Source organism: Halalkalibacterium halodurans (assembly GCF_004376175.1).
In the GTDB taxonomy this organism is placed as follows: Bacteria; Bacillota; Bacilli; order Bacillales; family Bacillaceae_D; genus Halalkalibacterium; species Halalkalibacterium halodurans.
The window spans coordinates 24,213-40,827 of record NZ_SNUY01000036.1; the positions used below are offsets into that span (position 1 = coordinate 24,213).

Consider the following 16,615-nt stretch of genomic DNA (forward strand, 5'->3'; position numbering starts at 1 on the left):
ATGAAAAAGCATGGTGTTTTAAATCGAGATATTGCTAGGGTTCTAGCTTCGTTAGGACATACAGATCAAATTGTTATCGCCGACTGCGGCTTACCGATTCCCGAGGATGTGGAATGTATTGACGTTTCGTTAAAGCAAGGTGTTCCGAGCTTTGTGGAAGTGCTTGCAGAGATTTTAGCCGATATGGAAGTGGAAGGGTTGATTGCGGCAGAAGAAGTAAAGGAGCAAAACCCCGCCGTACATCGCGCCTTAACCGGAACGAACATTCCGATCCATTACCTACCTCATGAACAGTTTAAAGGTACGACATGCAAGGCGAAAGCGGTGATCCGCACAGGAGAGGTTACACCGTATGCGAATGTGATCCTACGATCTGGCGTGATTTTTTAAGGGGGTGACACCTTTGATCGTTGAAATGACTGGCATCCATAAATCATTTAGTGGCAACCCAGTGTTAAAGGATGTCTCATTCACCCTAGAAAAAGGGGAAATCCACGCCCTTATGGGTGAAAATGGCGCTGGAAAGTCCACGTTAATGAAGATCTTAACCGGCATTTATGAACGAGACAGCGGAACGGTAAAAATTAAAGGACGTGAGGTCCATTACAAGCACCCGAAAGAAGCGGAAGCGGACGGGCTTGCGGTTATCCACCAAGAGCTAAACATTCTTCCCGAGCTAACGGTTGCTGAAAATCTGTTTGTCGGCAAAGAACGTACCTACGGAAAAACGGGCTGGATTAAGTCGAAAGAAATGAATCGGCTCGCAGAAGAGAAATTGGCTGAGCTCGGATTAAAGGTGAAAGGCACTGAGCGCGCAGGGAATCTGTCGGTCGGAAAGCAACAACTCATTGAAATTGCAAAAGCATTGATGACGAATGCCGATATTATTATCATGGATGAACCGACTGCGGCGCTTACCGATCGGGAAATTGACACCCTTTTTGCCACCGTTCGCGAGTTGCAAAAAAAAGGTGTAACGTTCGTCTACATTTCCCACCGGATGGAGGAAATCTTCTCCCTCTGTCAACGGATTACGGTGCTTCGTGATGGTGAATATGTTGGGACAAAAGTCATTGCCGAGACGAGCTTCGATGAAATCGTGAAAATGATGGTCGGCCGCGCATTAGGTAACCGTTTCCCTGAACATACACTCACGCCAGGTGACGTCAAGCTCGAAATTAAACATTTGACTCGTGCTGGCGAATTTGAAAACGTTTCCCTTTCCGTCAGAGCCGGTGAAATTCTCGGCATTTCCGGGCTCATGGGGGCTGGACGCTCCGAGCTTGTGGAAACGATTTTCGGCTATCGGAAGGCTGACAGCGGGGAAGTGTGGATTGATGGAAAGCAAGCTGCGATTAAAGGACCGGATCAAGCGATCGCCCAAGGCATCGGCTTTGTTTCGGAAGATCGCAAGTCAAAAGGGTTAATCGTTGATTTTTCCATTCGAGACAACATTAGCTTAACGAATCTATCACGCATTTCGACCTCAAGCTGGATCTCCAGTGAAAAGGAACGTTCACTCTACGAAGAGCTCGCGAAAAAGCTCCACGTGAAGGCGTCTGGCCCTTCGCAACAAGCAAAGTCACTAAGTGGTGGCAATCAGCAAAAGATCGTCATTGCCAAGTGGCTTGGGATCGAGCCGAAAATTTTAATTTTGGATGAGCCTACTCGCGGAGTGGATGTTGGTGCGAAAAAAGAAATTTACACGATTATGAATGAACTCGCTAAGCAAGGAGTGGCCATTATCATGGTCTCTTCCGAATTGCCAGAAGTCATTGGCCTAAGTACACGAGTGGCTGTCATGTTTGAAGGAAAGCTGATGCACATCCTTGAGCGGGACGAGCTCTCAGAGGAGACGATCATGCATTACGCCACAGGAGGGGATAAACATGTCCGACAATAAACAAATAAAGTCGCTGCTTACTACTATTGGACCGTTTATAGGATTGTTTTTTATCGTTTTGATCATTAGTTTCTTAAACCCTGATTTCCTCTCATTATCAAATATTATGAACGTCTTACGGCAAGTGTCGATCAACGCCTTAATTGCCTTCGGGATGACCTTTGTTATTTTAACAGGCGGGATTGATTTATCCGTTGGGGCCATTCTCGCTCTGTCCAGTGCTGTCACAGCATGGTTAATGGTCAACAGCGTCGATCCGATCTTAGCCGTTCTGATCGGTCTATTGGCCGGTACTCTCTTTGGTGCGATTAACGGATTGGTGATTTCCAAAGGGAAGGTAGCCCCTTTTATTGCCACATTGGCGACGATGACGATTTATCGAGGACTCACACTCGTGTTTACCGATGGTCGTCCGATTTCAGGATTTGAGTCGTCGACGATGTTTGAAATGCTCGGCAGAGGATATTTCTTCGGAATTCCGGTTCCTGCCGTGACAATGATCATTAGCTTCATCATTCTTTACCTCATTTTAAAGAAAACGACGTTCGGTCGTCGCGTGTATGCTGTTGGTGGTAACCAAGAAGCGGCGATCTTATCAGGGATTAAAGTAGACCGAATCAAAATTTATGTCTACTCATTAACCGGTTTTTTATCGGCCCTTGCCGGTATGATTTTAACCTCCCGTTTATATTCGGCTCAGCCTACTGCTGGAAGCATGTATGAGCTTGATGCGATTGCTGCCGTTGTCCTTGGTGGGACGAGCTTAACGGGAGGCCGAGGTTGGATCGTCGGTACCTTAATCGGTGCCTTGATCATAGGAGTCCTAAACAATGGACTGAACTTGTTGGGCGTAAGCTCATTTTTCCAGCAAGTTGTCAAAGGGAGTGTCATTTTACTCGCGGTCTTATTGGATCGTAGAAAATCAGCGTAAAGGAGAGGTTGAAATGAAAAAAGGATTACTTTGGATGATGCTAGTAGCACTTGCGGCATTCATGGTCGCGTGCTCGACCGAGTCCCCAGTGGATGAAGGAAATGCTGAAGGAGGTACAAGTGAAGGAGGGGACGGCGACTTCACGGTTGGTCTTTCCATCTCTACACTTAATAATCCATTCTTCGTAACCCTTCAAGAGGGAGCAGAAGCGAAAGCTGAGGAACTTGGAGTTGATCTAATTACAGTTGATGCACAAGATGACGATGCAAAGCAAATTAGTGACGTGGAAGACTTAATCCAACGCGGGGTTGACCTAATTTTAATCAACCCTACCGATTCTACTTCCGTTACGTCTGCCATCGCGGCTGCGAATGCGGCGGGAATTCCTGTTATTACCGTTGACCGTGGCGCAGAAGGCGGAGAAGTCGCATCCCATATTGCCTCTGACAACGTCGCTGGTGGTGAAATGGCTGGAGAGCTTCTAAAAGAGCTTGTAGGCGAAGGTGCCGAAGTAGCTGAGCTTGAAGGAATTCCTGGCTCCTCTGCTGCTCGTGAGCGCGGAGAAGGCTTCCACAACGTTGCAGAAGGTAGCCTTGAAGTGGCAGCAAAACAAACAGCCAACTTTAACCGTGCCGAAGGACTAACCGTCATGGAAAACATTTTGCAAAGCAACCCTGAGATTACAGGTGTATTTGCTCACAATGACGAAATGGCACTAGGTGCCCTTGAAGCGATCGATGCTGCTGGTCGTGATGACATTGTCATTGTCGGCTTTGATGCAACAGACGACGCAGTAGCTGCTGTGGAAGCTGGTCGTTTAGCGGGTACGGTCGCTCAACAACCAACGCTTATTGGTGAGACTGCGGTTGCAACAGCATTCTCTGTTCTTAGCGGAGACGATGTTGAAGAGTTTATCCCCGTTGATCTTGAGCTTGTAACAAACGAATAAAAAGAAAAATCGTGGCTGTCTCAAAAGTCTATCTTTTGAGGCAGCTTTTCTGATTCGTTTTAGAAATCGCAACTTGGCTAAAGTTCACACCACAGGCACAAGTGCAACATCGACTCACGCACCCTTTGTTTGCATTCGTCGTGTTTTCTTTGCGGCAGGCAACGCTCCAGCTTCCTCGAGGCCCCCCCACTCTCGACGATCTTCCGCTTTTGCTTTTCACGCAGGAGTCGCCGCCTGTCGCTCCCCCTGCTCATCAAGTGGAGTAGAAGATTTTTCCTCTATATTTAATGCGCGGAGACGATGAATGACTTGTCATGACTGTATTGCCCCTTTCAAGAAAACATGGACGGTCTGCTCGACAATCGGCAGAACTCGCCTTTCGATCGAACGAATCGATTCATCTGAATCTTTATACGTCATGATCATCCCGTGTAATGCGTAGTACAGCATCCTGCTTAGTGAAACGACCCGCTCCTCATTCCATGGTTGATGATTTAATGCAACCGCCTTCTTTAGCATGTCAAACAACTGCATGCGAATGTCGTTAAGCTCCCAAAGTGTTGTCGGAATATCAACACGTGTCGCTTCTGCATGAAGAAAGGCTTCATATAAATTGCGGTGAACCAAACCGAAATGAACAAACCGTTTGGCAAGGCCAACAAGCCGATCCGATGGTGTCACCGATGACTTGGTGAGAATTTGCCTCACATCCTCTCGTAACTCGTTGAGCGGCTTTTTTGCCAACAACTCAAGCAGTTTACGCTTCTCTCCATAATAAACATAAATGCTCGTATGGGAACACCCAGCTTTACGAGCAATTTCACGAACAGTTACTTGATGGTACCCCTTCACTTGAAATAGTTCTTCTGCTGCTTTTAAGATCCTTTCTTTGGCTTGCCCATCCTTTGTACTCATCTCTTTCTCCCTTTCTTATAACCATTGGTTACTAATATGCTACATTCTATTTCGTTTCAAGGCTCTCCTAAGAAGATAGCATATTTTTAACATAAGAAAAAGGAGACAGTCCGATTTAACGGTCCATCTCCCTTTCCAAAAAGGTGCATGTTAGGTGCTGCGTTTTTTTAATTATTGGCCAGCTTCTTCGTCTTCGTCAGCTTCTTCTTCAAGCTCAAGCTCTTCGTCAAGATCATCTGCTGGTTCTTCTTCAAGGTCAGCTGCTGGATCTTCTTCAAGATCGGCTGCTGGATCCTCTACACCTGCTGGATCTTCTACACCTGCTGGATCTTCTTGCATATCGCCTTCTTCAACTGGTTCTCCACACGCAGCAAGTACGCCTAATGCTAATACTGCAGAAGCAGTAGTCATCAATACTTTCTTTTTCATTTTAAAAAACCCCCTGATACAGTAATTGACTAACTTGATGTTGCTTTGCTGTTAGTCTGTGTGTATCTTAGCAAGGATATTCGTCTACGTCTATGAAATGCGTGGTTTTTCGGAATTCTCTTCCTAACTTTTCACTGTCTCTCACAGTTTCCCATAAATCCGTACTCAAAAAAACACAGCTAGTCCTTGTTATCACAAGGGTTGCCGTGTTTTTAGCATGTTATTGATATGTATGGCGACGAAGTGCCCTAACCTCATTGAGCGTGGCCATAATGTCTCAATTTCACTAAAATAAAAGACCAGAAGGGGATTATTTAATGGCGAACATTAAATCCGTTTCCGCCACTGTTTTCCCATTTACAGACGCAACGCCACGTCCTTTACCGACCGGACCTTTCATACGTACAATCTCCACTTCCAAACGAAGCTGATCACCTGGCTTCACTTGTTCCTTGAAGCGGCAATTATCGATTCCGGCAAAAAAGGCAAGCTTGCCTTTATTTTCTTCTACGTTTAAGATCGCGCATGCTCCTACTTGTGCCAACGCTTCCACAATTAAAACCCCAGGCATCACAGGATAATCTGGAAAATGACCGTTAAAAAAGTCTTCGTTTACCGTTACATTTTTAATCCCTACCGCTCGCTTTCCGTCTTCTAATTCCTCTAAACGGTCAATGAGTAAAAACGGGTAGCGATGTGGAATAATTTTTTTAATGTCTTCAATGGTAAGCATAGAGAACCACCTTTCGAATCGATTTATTTCGTTATTATACCACGACCACGTTATCAAGTCCTACTTGCGACGTGTCGTTACCGTGTATACGGGCAAACGAAAAAGGGAGTTTATTCTACTCCCTCAATAATATCAAGAATATGACGCCATGTATCAGGACTCAGTGCATCTAATGGGGCGCCTCCACCTATGACTCCGTACCCAAATATTAGACCGAGAACTGCACTTGCGGCGATGAGGAATAGAACGACAATCAGGCGGAGCCAAATCGGAAATGCACGAATGCGAGCTTTGCGGTTCCCGACTTTTCGTTTTGATGTTTTCTCTTGCCGTTTGGCCTTACGCTTTTCAATCCGACTCGCTTTTTTCCCATTTTTAGTTGGCGCGGCTTTCGTTTCAGTTTGATCAATCATGACGTGAATCTCCCTTAATTATTAGAAAAGACAAAAGCGCAAGGCACCTATTTTTTAGGTGACAAGCGCTGTCCAGCTCTTAAACATGTTGTGCCTAATCCTACCCGCTGACCCAGAAGGAACAGCTTTCGATGAGTCGCTCTGTGATTAACGACGTAGTCCGTTCACAAGCCCCATCATTTGATCGGCCATGCTCACAGAGCGGGCATTAAACTGATAATTCCGTTGTGTCTCAATCAAATCTGTCATCTCTCGGCCAATATCAACGTTTGAACCTTCAAGTGTGCCCTGCACCACTGCACCGCCACCTGCACCGACCGCTGCGTAGACCTCATTCTCTGCAAAGCCTAACGCCGCTAAGTCAGGAAGTTGAAACATATTTCCGCCGACAGCCTCAAGAAGTTGTGGCTTCATCACTTGAATGAGCTGCAACTGTGCCGCTTGAACGTTCGCACCATTCGGCATGGTCACTTGGAGCGTCCCTTGATCGGTTAACGTAATCTCTTCAAATGTAGCCGGAATGTTAATGCGATTCCCGGCACTATCTAACAAATAATCGCCGTTTTGCGTAACAAGCTGAAGCAAGTTGTCATTGTTAGGGTTAGCCGTTAAGTAAAAAGCTCCATCTCGAGTCAGACGTGTAACGGGATTTCCGTCCACAACCGTCTCAATTTCAAAAAAAGAGGACGGATTGGCAATGGCAAAGTCAAGAGCACGGTCGGTTGTCGTGAGTGTCCCTTGCTCCATGCGTAGAGCTGTCTGGCTTACTTTCGCTCCTGAACCGACACGAATACCGTTTGGGGTCAATCGACCCGTTTCATATTGGGTTGCTTTATTCGTATTCACCTGTTGGAATAACAAGTCAGAAAATGATGCTTCTCGCCGTTTATAGCCTGTCGTATTCGAGTTTGCGATATTATGTGATAGTGTATCAAGCTTTTTTTGAAGCTCTCCCATTGTGACAGATGCTGAAATCATCGATAAATTCATGTTTGTGAACTCCTTATTTCAAGCAAGTAATTGCCTTTTCTACCCAATACGTCCCACTTCATTTACGGCTTTTCCGAGGCTCTCATCGTACGCACGAAGGACCTGTTGATTTGCTTCGAATGTGCGATAGGCTTGCATCATTTCCGTCATCGTTTGAGCCGCATCTACATTTGAACGTTCAATAAAGCCTTGTTGCAATTGGTAATTAACAGCCGCGTTACCGACCCCTGTTGGCAACTCTCCGTCTCCTTCAAAGCGAAGAAGGCCATTTCCTTCTTTTACGAGTTGCATCGGATCTTCAGCCACGACGACGTTAATCTGTCCGATGGCGGCACCTGCCTCATCGGTAATCATCCCATCGCCATCTACATTGAACCATTCATTGTTTACTTGCAATGGGTTTCCATCTGTTCCGAGAACATAAAAGCCATCGCCCGTTGTTAAAAAGCCGTCCCCGTCCACAGTGAAGTTTCCATTACGAGTGTAGCGAACCTCGCCGTTCTCATTCTGCACAGTGTAGAAGAGCGCCCAAGGCTGACCGTTTTCTTCGTTCGTTGGCATAACCCCTTGCAATAGTGCAACATCCGTATTATTTTGCGTTTCTACTAAATCACCTTGGCGAAAGTTGGGCATTCGCTCTTGCAAGTACACTCCAGTCGTTAACTCCCCAATGACGGGAGCAACCCCTTTCGGAACATTCCCCGTGTTCATTGCGGCAATTAACATATTCGGAAATGCACGTATCGCTGCCTGATCCGCTTTATACCCAGGTGTGTTCACATTGGCTAAATTATTTGTTAACATCTCTTGACGTTGTTGCTGCGTAATCATTCCGGCAGCTGCACCCCATAGTCCACGAAGCATGTTCCAATCCTCCCATTCATTAGGAACGAACTGAGCGATCTACAATCGTCGTTCCATCTAGACAAATTTCGCCATGATTATATACGAACTTTCTTACTTGACATCCGATCCAAGTTTTCAAGAATAATGCCTGTCCCTTTCGCTACACAATCCATCGGGTCTTCTGCCACAAGGACAGGAACTCTTAATTCTTCCGATAAGAGTTGATCGATTCCGTGGAGTAATGCGCCACCACCAGTTAAGATAACACCGCGATCAATAATGTCCGCAGAGAGCTCTGGAGGCGTTTGCTCGAGCACTTGCTTTGAAGCCTGAACTATGTATGACACTGCTTCCGCTAATGCTTCTTGTATCTCCTTTGAGTTTACCGTAATCGTTCTTGGAAGTCCACTCACCATATCGCGACCGCGAATGTCAATTTCTTCATAACGAGCATCAGGAAATACTGTTGCAACTTCTTTTTTGATGTTTTCTGCCGTCCGTTCCCCGATCAACAGCTTGTACTCTTTTTTCACATAATTTAAAATTTCCGAATCCATCCGGTCTCCCGCCACTTTGATGGAGGAGGCGGTGACGATATCTCCCATGGATAAAACAGCCACATCGGTTGTACCACCACCAATGTCTACGACCATGTTCCCGCTTGGTTGGAAAATATCCATCCCCGCTCCAATCGCTGCTACTTTTGGTTCTTCCTCCAAATAGACGTCCTTTCCTCCGCTTTTTTCTGCTGCTTGCCGTATCGCTTTCTGTTCGACAGACGTAATGTTCGTCGGGCAGCAAATTAAAATACGGGGTTTAGAGAATGCGCTTTTCACTTTCATTTTATTCAAAAAGTGTTTAAGCATAGATTCCGTCAGTTCAAAGTTGGCGATAACCCCATCCTTCAAAGGACGTACGGCAACAATATTTCCTGGTGTTCGTCCGACCATGCGGAACGCTTCATCTCCGACTGCCAATACGCGGTTTGTCGATGTCTCTACAGCAACGACAGACGGCTCATTCAAGACGATGCCTTTCCCCTTTACGTAGATCAAAACATTTGCGGTGCCTAAATCAATCCCTATATCCCTTCCAAACATGATGTGATCCTCCCTATTAACTAAACCTTTTGTTCTAAATCATTCTTCATACCTAATTCATCATTTTAACATAATTTGTTCATACAGGGATTGATTTTTTTGAAATTTTACAAACGAGTTTTAACAGCCTCTCCTTCCGACACTTTTGCCTTCTTATATTTCACTTTTGTTGCTTCACCACCCCGAAGATGGCGAATGGACTTATGGTACTCAAGGATATCCTTTACTTCGTTTGCTAGCTCTGGATTAATTTCGGGCAAACGTTCAGTGAGGTCCTTGTGTACGGTACTTTTCGAAACGCCAAATTCCTTTGCGATTGTTCGCACGGTTTTTCTCGTTTCGACAATATACCTGCCTATCTTGATGGTCCGCTCTTTGATGTAATCGTGCACACCGCTCGCCTCCCTAAAATCTGTGTTAGTGATTGGTACAGTTTATTAGGGAGAGAGGGCATATATACCATCTTTTCAAGGGACAAGATTAATTTGCTCCTGTGCATGCGAAGCGTAGCTAATCGCAGGACGTTAAAACAATAACGCTCGGTTCGTCATACTGCTAATATCAATGAGATCGGCCAAAGTTGTTTTCCCTCGTGCTTCCAAATGACGTAAGAGCTCACAAAAAAGGTGTGCCGTTGTTAAAGCATCGCCTAGGGCTTGATGCCGTTCATAAATATACGTTCCAAATTGCTTAGCGTAAACCTCCAGATCCCGCATATCTTTTGACGGACTAATGTAACCAATCAAATCTAACGTATCAAAAAGCAAAGGGACATTGAACGAAAACTGATAGCGTTGAAGCTCTTTTTTTAAGACCGTCACATCAAAAGAAGAATAATGTCCAACCCATGCAGCACTTCCTGATTGCTCGACAAACCGAAAAAAGGACTCAATCGCAGGTAAAGACGCTGGGGCATTTTTTACTTTATCTTCAGAAATTCCTGTTAATTCTTCAATCTCTGCTGGAATGTTGCGCTCCGGGTTGACATAAGTCTGAAACGTGAAATCTGTTACCTCTAACCCTTCGACATGAACCGCAGCCACCTCAATTAAACGATCCCCTGCTGCGACAGCAAAGCCCGTTGTTTCTGTATCAAAAACGGTGAAGGCCAACTGACAGATTGGTGTGTTAAGCGGTGGATCTACTGCTAACCCATGTGGCAGCTTTTTTCGTTTCCAAAACAAGAGGATTCACTCCTTTCCCCGACCGATCATGGCATATTCAGAACATCCCAAAAGAGGCCAGTGTTTGCTGCTGAAGCGTGCGAATCGTCTTTATGGCATGGATTAATTGTTCCTTTTCTCGGGTACGTAAATGGCGGACGTGCACTTCGCTCGTAGGCCCTTCACGATTGTCTTTAGAACGTTCCAATCCTTGCTTCACTCGTATCGATAAAATGACTTCATAAGCATCGAATAGTTCTTCGTTCATTTCCTCGGAAATAACGTCAGCCTTCGACAATTCTTTCACGAACTGGAGGGGAAGACGGCCAACAATTCCTTGTTGTGCCCCTAATAGCTGCAAGCAATGGTGGAATGGAAAAAGAGCATGTTTTTTCAGGTCTACCTTGTCACGCTTCACGCGAAACAAGGCGCGGATCGGATGGTCAAGTACAGGGACCGGTATTTCCTTTTCATGCTCTGCCATCCGGTACAAATAAATTCGTGACCGCTCCAAATGGTCTTTTACCAGATGCTGAAATTGGTTGTGCAACGCTTCATCGCCAGCGACATAACGAAACGAGAGAAAATTATGACCTAGTAAAATATGATCATTCGTTGCCCTGAGCCCCCAACGACGGAGACGATCTCGCCACATGGAAAGACTTCCGCACCAGTTCGGGGAGCTTGCCATCATGTCCCCAGGACACCGCCGGTAGCCGGCTTTTTCCAGTGTTTCAACGAGAGCCTCAGTAAACCGTTTAAAATAATCAGCGACCTTCGCGCCCTCTTCTTTTTCCGTATCTTGATAGACGAGAAAATGATCTTGGTCGGTCGGCATAAATTGCTCCCCTCGTCCACTGCTCCCCATCATATACCACGTAAACGGAACTGGAGGAGCTCCTAAGCCTTCCTTCTCAAACGAATCAATCGTCAGCTGCAAACAATGCTGAACGAGTCGATCATAAAGCTTCGTAATCATTTCGAGCATATGGATCGTTGGCACACCGTCCCGCAGTAACGTGGAAAGAATGTCATGGAGCGCTTCTTTCACATTTCCGATCGATGTAATGGTTGATTCTTCAATGGTTTGAATCACTTCAAGAGTGCCTCGGTTTTTCTTTTGCAATAAATCAGACAATGTCACCATGCCGAGCGGCCTTCCTGCCTCTTCAACTGGCAAGTGTTTAATTTTATTCATGAGAAACATGGACATTGCTTCATAATAATACGCGTGACGACTAATGGTATATGGATTTTTTGTCATAACCTCATATGCTTTTTGTGTCTTGCTTTGTCCAGAGGCAATCACGCGGCCCACAAGGTCTTTTTCAGTAATAATCCCTGATAGTTTGTTTTCATCATTTAACACGATCACAGAACTCGTTCCTTCGTCCATTATCTTTCGAGCCACCTCTTGGACAAGAGCTTGTTCTTGGACGGTCACTGCTGGTTCTGTCATCACATCTTGAATGCGGCGGATAAAAGGCTCACTTTCACCCCATTTATTCGCAAGCTGTACTTGCTCGGCTAAGGAATGATAAATGTCGCGAAGCCTAGTGGCTGCCTGTCTGAGCATAAAATCCTGTACAGTATCCTCATGCCAACGCCTCTCCATAACGGAATATGGAATGTGAAGACAGACGGAAGGTTCGACTGTTCGTACTTCCACATTGTGGATGACAGCATGCTCCGGCTGTTCACCTAAAAAGTCGGCCAAGCTCGAAAAACCGATCATGTCCCCTACCTCTAGAACTTCCAAGACCTCCTGTTGGCGTTCGTCGCTTCCCGCAACAAAGACTTCTGCTACACCTTTGAGGATGAGCAGAAGTCCATGACGGGGCGAGTTCGAGTAAAGGACTTTTTCTGATTTTTCGTAGTTTTTAAGCGCACAAGCATCCATCAGAGCAGCAAATTCTTCATCTGTTGTTCCACTGAATAACGGATGCCTGTGAACTTGTTGAAACAATGAATCATTTTCCGGAAGATTCATCCATCCATACCTCGCCATCCTTATACGTCATTTGCTCAGGATAACGGAGGTCTACCACTTCATCTTGAAGCTTTTGTGATGGAGCTGCGGTCATGAGTGACACGACAATGGTTACGAATAAGTTAACCGGAACCCCGATTAAACCTGCTCCAGTATCTTGAATGCCAAAGAGAGTAAACGTACCCGTGCGCGCAAGGAAAATATACACGAGCGTTACCGCAAGGCCCGAAAGCATACCAGCAATGGCTCCTTTGGCGTTCGCACGCTTCCACCAAACACCGAGTAGTAGAACTGGGAAGAATGCCCCTCCGGCTAAACCAAAGGCCCAAGCCACAATTTGAGTAATAACTCCTGGAGGATCAAGGGCGACCACACCTGCGACAATTGTTGCTAGGACGATCGCAATTCGCCCAGCCAATAAGCGCTTCTGATCACTCGCTTTTGGATTCATTAAACGGTAGTAAATGTCATGGGCGAAGGAGGAGGAAATCGTAATCAAGAGCCCTCCTGCTGTCGACAAAGCGGCCGCCATTGCTCCGGCAGCGACAAGGCCGATGACAAACATGCCAAGGTTCGCGATTTCCGGAGTTGCCATCACGACAATATCATTGCTAATTCTTAGCTCTTCCCATTGCAGAATCCCATCTCCGTTGGCGTCAGCCATCTCAAGTAACCCTGTATTAATCCAAGCCTCCGTCCATGCTGGAAGCTGATCGATTGGCTGATTTGCCACTTGTGTCATTAAAATAAACCGAGAAAACGCTGCGTATGCCGGGGCTGATAAATAGAGAAGGGCAATAAAAATCAACGCCCAAGCCCCGCTCCAACGGGCCGCCTTCATCGTTGCGACTGTGTAAAAGCGAACGATGACGTGAGGAAGGGCAGCCGTACCGACCATTAACGTAAACATGAGAGCAATAAACTGAGATTTGTCACTTTCCATAAATGGCTGAAGAATTTGCGACAGACCCAGTTCCTGATCAAGCCCATCGAGCTGTGAAATGAAATTACCGTACGTGAGCCACGGAAAAGGGTTTCCCGATAGTTGAAGCGACATAAAGACAATCGGAATAATGTAAGCGACAATTAAAATAATGTATTGAGCCACCTGTGTCCATGTGATCCCTTTCATTCCCCCGAGTGTGGCATAAATCGCAATGACGACAACCCCAATCATCGTTCCATACATAGCCGGAATGTTTAAAATTCTCCCAATAACAACTCCTGATCCTGAAAGCTGACCTATAATATAGGTGAAACTAATAATAATTGTCGCAATTGCTGCAATAAGACGTGCTGTGTTGCTACCATAACGGTCGCCTATAAATTCTGGTACGGTATAACGACCATATTTGCGAAGCTGAGGTGCAAGTAAAAACGTTAAAAACAGATAGCCCCCAGTCCAGCCCATTATGTAGGCAAGGCCATCATAACCGAGAATCATTATGGTTCCAGCCATTCCGATAAAGGAGGCTGCACTCATCCAGTCGCCACCAATGGCCATCCCATTCCAAAATGGTGGTACCCCGCGACTGGCAACGTAGAAATCGGATGTGGCACGAGCCCGATTATAGATTGAAATCCCAATATATAAACCGAATGTTGCAAGAATCATTAAAATCGAGACAATCGACTGTTGATCCACTGCATTCCCTCCAAACGTGTGAAGTCACTTCTCTCTCCTTTTTATAAAAACAGCCCGCTCTTGTTAGTGATCCAAGGCTTTTCCTGAGCTAACAGCCTCATTTTGCTTCTCGTCAATTCCGAATTTTTCGTCTATTTTATCGCTCACATAAGCATTCACAAACAAGAGGACAACAAAGGTAACGACCGAGCCTTGTGCGCCCATATAATAGTGGGCAGGCATTCCTAAAATCGTGAAGGTTGAAAAGGCTTCAGCAAAAGCTACAACCGCAAAGGAAACGAGCCCACCGATTAATAAGCAAATAACAACTAAGGTTGTTCGGGCTCGGAAGTAAGCATCAGCTATCGACTTATCCACTTTTTTCATCACGTTCACCCCTCTTTTTTAGATGATGGAATAGCGATCCACAAATCAGTGGTGTCTTATTGGCATCCCTCCCTTTTATAATGAACTGGTTTGAAGATGTCTTTGCTGCGTTCTTGTGATAAAGTCTTGAAGTGTCATAGTTGATGATGTCTATCGAATAACTGAGGTTTGTAAGCATTAAGAAGCTGTGAGGACATGATGAACATTACCGTAAACTAAAAATGAAGCGAATCGTCTCAAAGAAGCCCATCGGCACCATGGCAATTTGTACAATCATCACTAGAAGTATGCCTGCGAATGGCACAGTTAAAAAGAGCGGCCGTTTATAACGGATACAGGCAAATATTGAGGCCACGATAAGCAATAAAAATAAGTAGATCATTGGCGATCCCCCTATTCGATTTTGTAAGCGCTATCAAATATCTATGTATTGTAACACAACTGAAAATATATTCACTGTTATAGTCCACATTATTTCAAATTTTCTGATAGCTGTCAAGGACAATATCTCCCTTCTGAATAGGAAAATTCGCTATAGGATATAGGCTTCCAAAGTACAAATTGAAAAACGCCTCGTGCGATTATCTTCGCACGAGGCGCATTCATTACGCGTCTTCGTTCGTATCCTCTTTTACATCATCATTCTGTTCTTCGCGATCTGACTCGTCTTCACCTTCACCTTCGCCGTCTCTTGCATCCTCTGACTCTTTCTCATCCTCACCTTCAGTAGCCTCTTCAGAAGCACCTTCTAAATCCTCAAGGAACGAAACAGGTTGCTGTAAAGCGTCTTCTGGATTGATGGCGATTCCGTCTTTGCGAATTTCAAAATGAACATGGACACCTGCATTTTCGTTATACAAGTTACGTCCAGCAGATCCGAGAATATCGCCTTGTCGGACCGTATCCCCTTGCTCTACATTTAGCTCACCAAGACTATGGTAATGTGTCACAATTCCATTGTCATGATCCACTTCTACGACATAGCCGAGCAATGAATCTTGTTCAGCTTTTACGACTGTACCGCTGAGAGCTGCAGTGACATCAAAGCTTTCTTCCCCGTCTTTTGCAAGATCAATGCCTTTATTCTGGTAGTAGTAATTATTGTAATAGACGAGAGCTGCTTGCTGTTCTTCGGCTGTTCCATTGACATCGTAAAAAGTCCCAACGATTTCAACTTCATTTTCGTCACTGATTGGAAGCTTTACTACTTCACCGTCTGTTGTAACCGGAACTGCGTCTTCACCGTGCATGCCTGTTGGTCCATTTGGATTTTCTTCAACGTCAATTGGATCATCAGGATTAGCAATTTGTCCATTTTGACTTTGCATGAAGAAGAAGGCACTTAGTAACAAAGCAGCAACAGCAAGATAGATTGCTGGTAAAGCCCAACGCTTCTTCAGAAAACGTTGTAGGTTGAATGTCTCTTCTTTTTTAGAAGATTGTTTGTTTTCATCTCTCATTATCATCACCTCAGCAACCATTCTGATCAGGTTGCGCTAAAACTATACATATTGTCAAAAAACTTTTTCATTTATTTTTCGACAAATGCATCCGTTTTATGTAGTGATTAAAAAAAGTGGGACAGAACCGAAGCAACCGACCGATGATGGATGATTGACTGTAGAAGCCTGCCTGAACGCTAGCCACCTCTGGGGATACCCCTCTATTCATGCTCTGATTAAAAACCGTGAGTCCTACTCAATAACGTGCGGTCGGGGCATGTCCAGCATGATCCCTTTCCCTTCGTCTGTATGGATGTAAATGGTGTATGTTCCGGCTTGATCTAGCTCGATCGCCCCGCTCTTCTCGGAATCGATCTCCTCTTCCCAAACGACATTTCCAGCACGTTCCACATATAAAGTTAGTGTTCCTTCATCAACCGCCATCTCATATGGAAGGCTTATACGTTCTCCATCTGGAACAGACATTGAATTCACTTCAAATGTACCCCGTAACGTGCCGATTGAGATTTGCACATGGCCGTTAATATTCGATGACTTTGAATTAATGACCACCTGATCACCATGCTTTAGTAAGAGGACAAGACTTAAAGCAAGAGCCAGCATGAGGACGACGCCAGTTGCAACTGCAAAGATAATCCAAAATTTTGTGTTTGAGCGTCCGGACAAAATTAATTTCTGCTTGGTTGATAGCGATTTTTACAGAAGAACTAGCGTAGAAAAAAATAAATTAGGCTAAGAGTGGAGAGTGAGTTTACATTTTTTTGAAATTATATTAAAAA

General features: G+C 45.2%; 19 protein-coding genes. 4 read left to right on the top strand and 15 right to left on the bottom strand.

Features of this window, described 5'->3' with window-relative positions:
* From rbsD to rbsB, 4 genes are read left to right on the top strand one after another with little or no spacing between them, the layout of a single operon-like run.
* On the top strand, positions 1–390 hold the full coding sequence (gene rbsD, locus E2L07_RS12455) for a D-ribose pyranase (RefSeq protein ID WP_053430178.1): 390 nt from the start codon (positions 1–3) through the stop codon (positions 388–390).
* Positions 391–403: 13 nt separating this feature from the next.
* A complete protein-coding gene (locus tag E2L07_RS12460) occupies positions 404–1,903 on the top strand; it encodes a sugar ABC transporter ATP-binding protein (protein WP_010899855.1) in 1,500 nt (499 codons plus the stop codon).
* Entirely contained in the window at positions 1,890–2,834 is a 945-nt protein-coding gene (locus E2L07_RS12465; RefSeq protein WP_010899856.1) for an ABC transporter permease subunit, read from the top strand. The genes E2L07_RS12460 and E2L07_RS12465 overlap by 14 nt, the downstream gene beginning before the upstream one ends.
* 13 nt (positions 2,835–2,847) lie before the next feature.
* Positions 2,848–3,783, top strand: a complete 936-nt coding sequence (gene rbsB / locus E2L07_RS12470) for a ribose ABC transporter substrate-binding protein RbsB (RefSeq protein ID WP_134229713.1) — start codon at positions 2,848–2,850, stop codon at positions 3,781–3,783.
* A gap of 312 nt (positions 3,784–4,095) precedes the next feature.
* Here the strand turns inward: rbsB and E2L07_RS12475 are convergent, their stop codons facing one another.
* From E2L07_RS12475 to E2L07_RS12540, 15 genes are all read right to left on the bottom strand, one after another.
* The gene (locus E2L07_RS12475; protein WP_053430177.1) at positions 4,096–4,698 is read right to left on the bottom strand and encodes a TetR/AcrR family transcriptional regulator; all 603 of its coding nucleotides are present in this window, start codon (positions 4,696–4,698) and stop codon (positions 4,096–4,098) included.
* A 171-nt stretch (positions 4,699–4,869) separates the two neighbouring features.
* On the bottom strand, positions 4,870–5,127 hold the full coding sequence (locus E2L07_RS12480) for a hypothetical protein (RefSeq protein WP_134229714.1): 258 nt from the start codon (positions 5,125–5,127) through the stop codon (positions 4,870–4,872).
* A 310-nt stretch (positions 5,128–5,437) separates the two neighbouring features.
* Positions 5,438–5,860 carry a 3-hydroxyacyl-ACP dehydratase FabZ gene (gene fabZ, locus E2L07_RS12485; RefSeq protein WP_010899860.1) on the bottom strand — a complete coding sequence of 141 codons (423 nt, stop codon included), beginning with the start codon at positions 5,858–5,860 and terminating at the stop codon, positions 5,438–5,440.
* A gap of 110 nt (positions 5,861–5,970) precedes the next feature.
* Positions 5,971–6,273 (bottom strand): DNA-directed RNA polymerase subunit beta, encoded by a 303-nt coding sequence (locus tag E2L07_RS12490; protein WP_010899861.1) that lies wholly within the window; start codon positions 6,271–6,273, stop codon positions 5,971–5,973.
* 147 nt (positions 6,274–6,420) lie between these two features.
* Positions 6,421–7,263, bottom strand: a complete 843-nt coding sequence (locus E2L07_RS12495; RefSeq protein WP_010899862.1) for a flagellar hook-basal body protein — start codon at positions 7,261–7,263, stop codon at positions 6,421–6,423.
* Positions 7,264–7,302: 39 nt separating this feature from the next.
* A complete protein-coding gene (locus tag E2L07_RS12500; protein ID WP_010899863.1) occupies positions 7,303–8,127 on the bottom strand; it encodes a flagellar hook-basal body protein in 825 nt (274 codons plus the stop codon).
* A 77-nt stretch (positions 8,128–8,204) separates the two neighbouring features.
* On the bottom strand, positions 8,205–9,209 hold the full coding sequence (gene mreB / locus E2L07_RS12505; RefSeq protein WP_134229715.1) for a rod shape-determining protein: 1,005 nt from the start codon (positions 9,207–9,209) through the stop codon (positions 8,205–8,207).
* Positions 9,210–9,316: 107 nt separating this feature from the next.
* Positions 9,317–9,601: a sporulation transcriptional regulator SpoIIID gene (gene spoIIID, locus E2L07_RS12510; RefSeq protein WP_010899865.1), complete on the bottom strand. Its 285-nt coding sequence runs from the start codon at positions 9,599–9,601 to the stop codon at positions 9,317–9,319.
* Between the two features lie 132 nt (positions 9,602–9,733).
* Positions 9,734–10,393, bottom strand: coding sequence for a 3'-5' exonuclease (locus tag E2L07_RS12515; RefSeq protein WP_134229716.1), 660 nt, complete (start codon positions 10,391–10,393; stop codon positions 9,734–9,736).
* A gap of 37 nt (positions 10,394–10,430) precedes the next feature.
* A complete protein-coding gene (locus tag E2L07_RS12520) occupies positions 10,431–12,362 on the bottom strand; it encodes a CBS domain-containing protein (RefSeq protein ID WP_134229717.1) in 1,932 nt (643 codons plus the stop codon).
* Entirely contained in the window at positions 12,343–14,007 is a 1,665-nt protein-coding gene (locus tag E2L07_RS12525; protein ID WP_134229718.1) for a sodium:solute symporter family protein, read from the bottom strand. Before E2L07_RS12525 ends, E2L07_RS12520 begins: the two co-directional genes overlap by 20 nt.
* 63 nt (positions 14,008–14,070) lie before the next feature.
* Positions 14,071–14,373 carry a DUF4212 domain-containing protein gene (locus tag E2L07_RS12530; protein ID WP_010899869.1) on the bottom strand — a complete coding sequence of 101 codons (303 nt, stop codon included), beginning with the start codon at positions 14,371–14,373 and terminating at the stop codon, positions 14,071–14,073.
* A 205-nt stretch (positions 14,374–14,578) separates the two neighbouring features.
* Positions 14,579–14,755: a hypothetical protein gene (locus E2L07_RS20835; RefSeq protein WP_010899870.1), complete on the bottom strand. Its 177-nt coding sequence runs from the start codon at positions 14,753–14,755 to the stop codon at positions 14,579–14,581.
* 223 nt (positions 14,756–14,978) lie between these two features.
* Positions 14,979–15,833, bottom strand: a complete 855-nt coding sequence (locus tag E2L07_RS12535; RefSeq protein ID WP_134229719.1) for a stage II sporulation protein SpoIIQ — start codon at positions 15,831–15,833, stop codon at positions 14,979–14,981.
* A 234-nt stretch (positions 15,834–16,067) separates the two neighbouring features.
* A complete protein-coding gene (locus tag E2L07_RS12540) occupies positions 16,068–16,502 on the bottom strand; it encodes a hypothetical protein (RefSeq protein WP_134229720.1) in 435 nt (144 codons plus the stop codon).
* Positions 16,503–16,615 lie beyond the last annotated feature (113 nt).

Coding starts and splice junctions, on each gene's coding strand:
- rbsD (WP_053430178.1), top strand. CDS start 1: ATGAAAAAGCATGGTGTTTTAAATCGAGATATTGCTAGGGTTCTAGCT.
- E2L07_RS12465 (WP_010899856.1), top strand. CDS start 1,890: ATGTCCGACAATAAACAAATAAAGTCGCTGCTTACTACTATTGGACCG.
- rbsB (WP_134229713.1), top strand. CDS start 2,848: ATGAAAAAAGGATTACTTTGGATGATGCTAGTAGCACTTGCGGCATTC.
- E2L07_RS12475 (WP_053430177.1), bottom strand. CDS start 4,698: ATGAGTACAAAGGATGGGCAAGCCAAAGAAAGGATCTTAAAAGCAGCA.
- E2L07_RS12480 (WP_134229714.1), bottom strand. CDS start 5,127: ATGAAAAAGAAAGTATTGATGACTACTGCTTCTGCAGTATTAGCATTA.
- fabZ (WP_010899860.1), bottom strand. CDS start 5,860: ATGCTTACCATTGAAGACATTAAAAAAATTATTCCACATCGCTACCCG.
- E2L07_RS12490 (WP_010899861.1), bottom strand. CDS start 6,273: ATGATTGATCAAACTGAAACGAAAGCCGCGCCAACTAAAAATGGGAAA.
- E2L07_RS12495 (WP_010899862.1), bottom strand. CDS start 7,263: ATGAATTTATCGATGATTTCAGCATCTGTCACAATGGGAGAGCTTCAA.
- E2L07_RS12500 (WP_010899863.1), bottom strand. CDS start 8,127: ATGCTTCGTGGACTATGGGGTGCAGCTGCCGGAATGATTACGCAGCAA.
- mreB (WP_134229715.1), bottom strand. CDS start 9,209: ATGTTTGGAAGGGATATAGGGATTGATTTAGGCACCGCAAATGTTTTG.
- E2L07_RS12520 (WP_134229717.1), bottom strand. CDS start 12,362: ATGAATCTTCCGGAAAATGATTCATTGTTTCAACAAGTTCACAGGCAT.
- E2L07_RS12530 (WP_010899869.1), bottom strand. CDS start 14,373: ATGAAAAAAGTGGATAAGTCGATAGCTGATGCTTACTTCCGAGCCCGA.
- E2L07_RS20835 (WP_010899870.1), bottom strand. CDS start 14,755: ATGATCTACTTATTTTTATTGCTTATCGTGGCCTCAATATTTGCCTGT.
- E2L07_RS12535 (WP_134229719.1), bottom strand. CDS start 15,833: ATGAGAGATGAAAACAAACAATCTTCTAAAAAAGAAGAGACATTCAAC.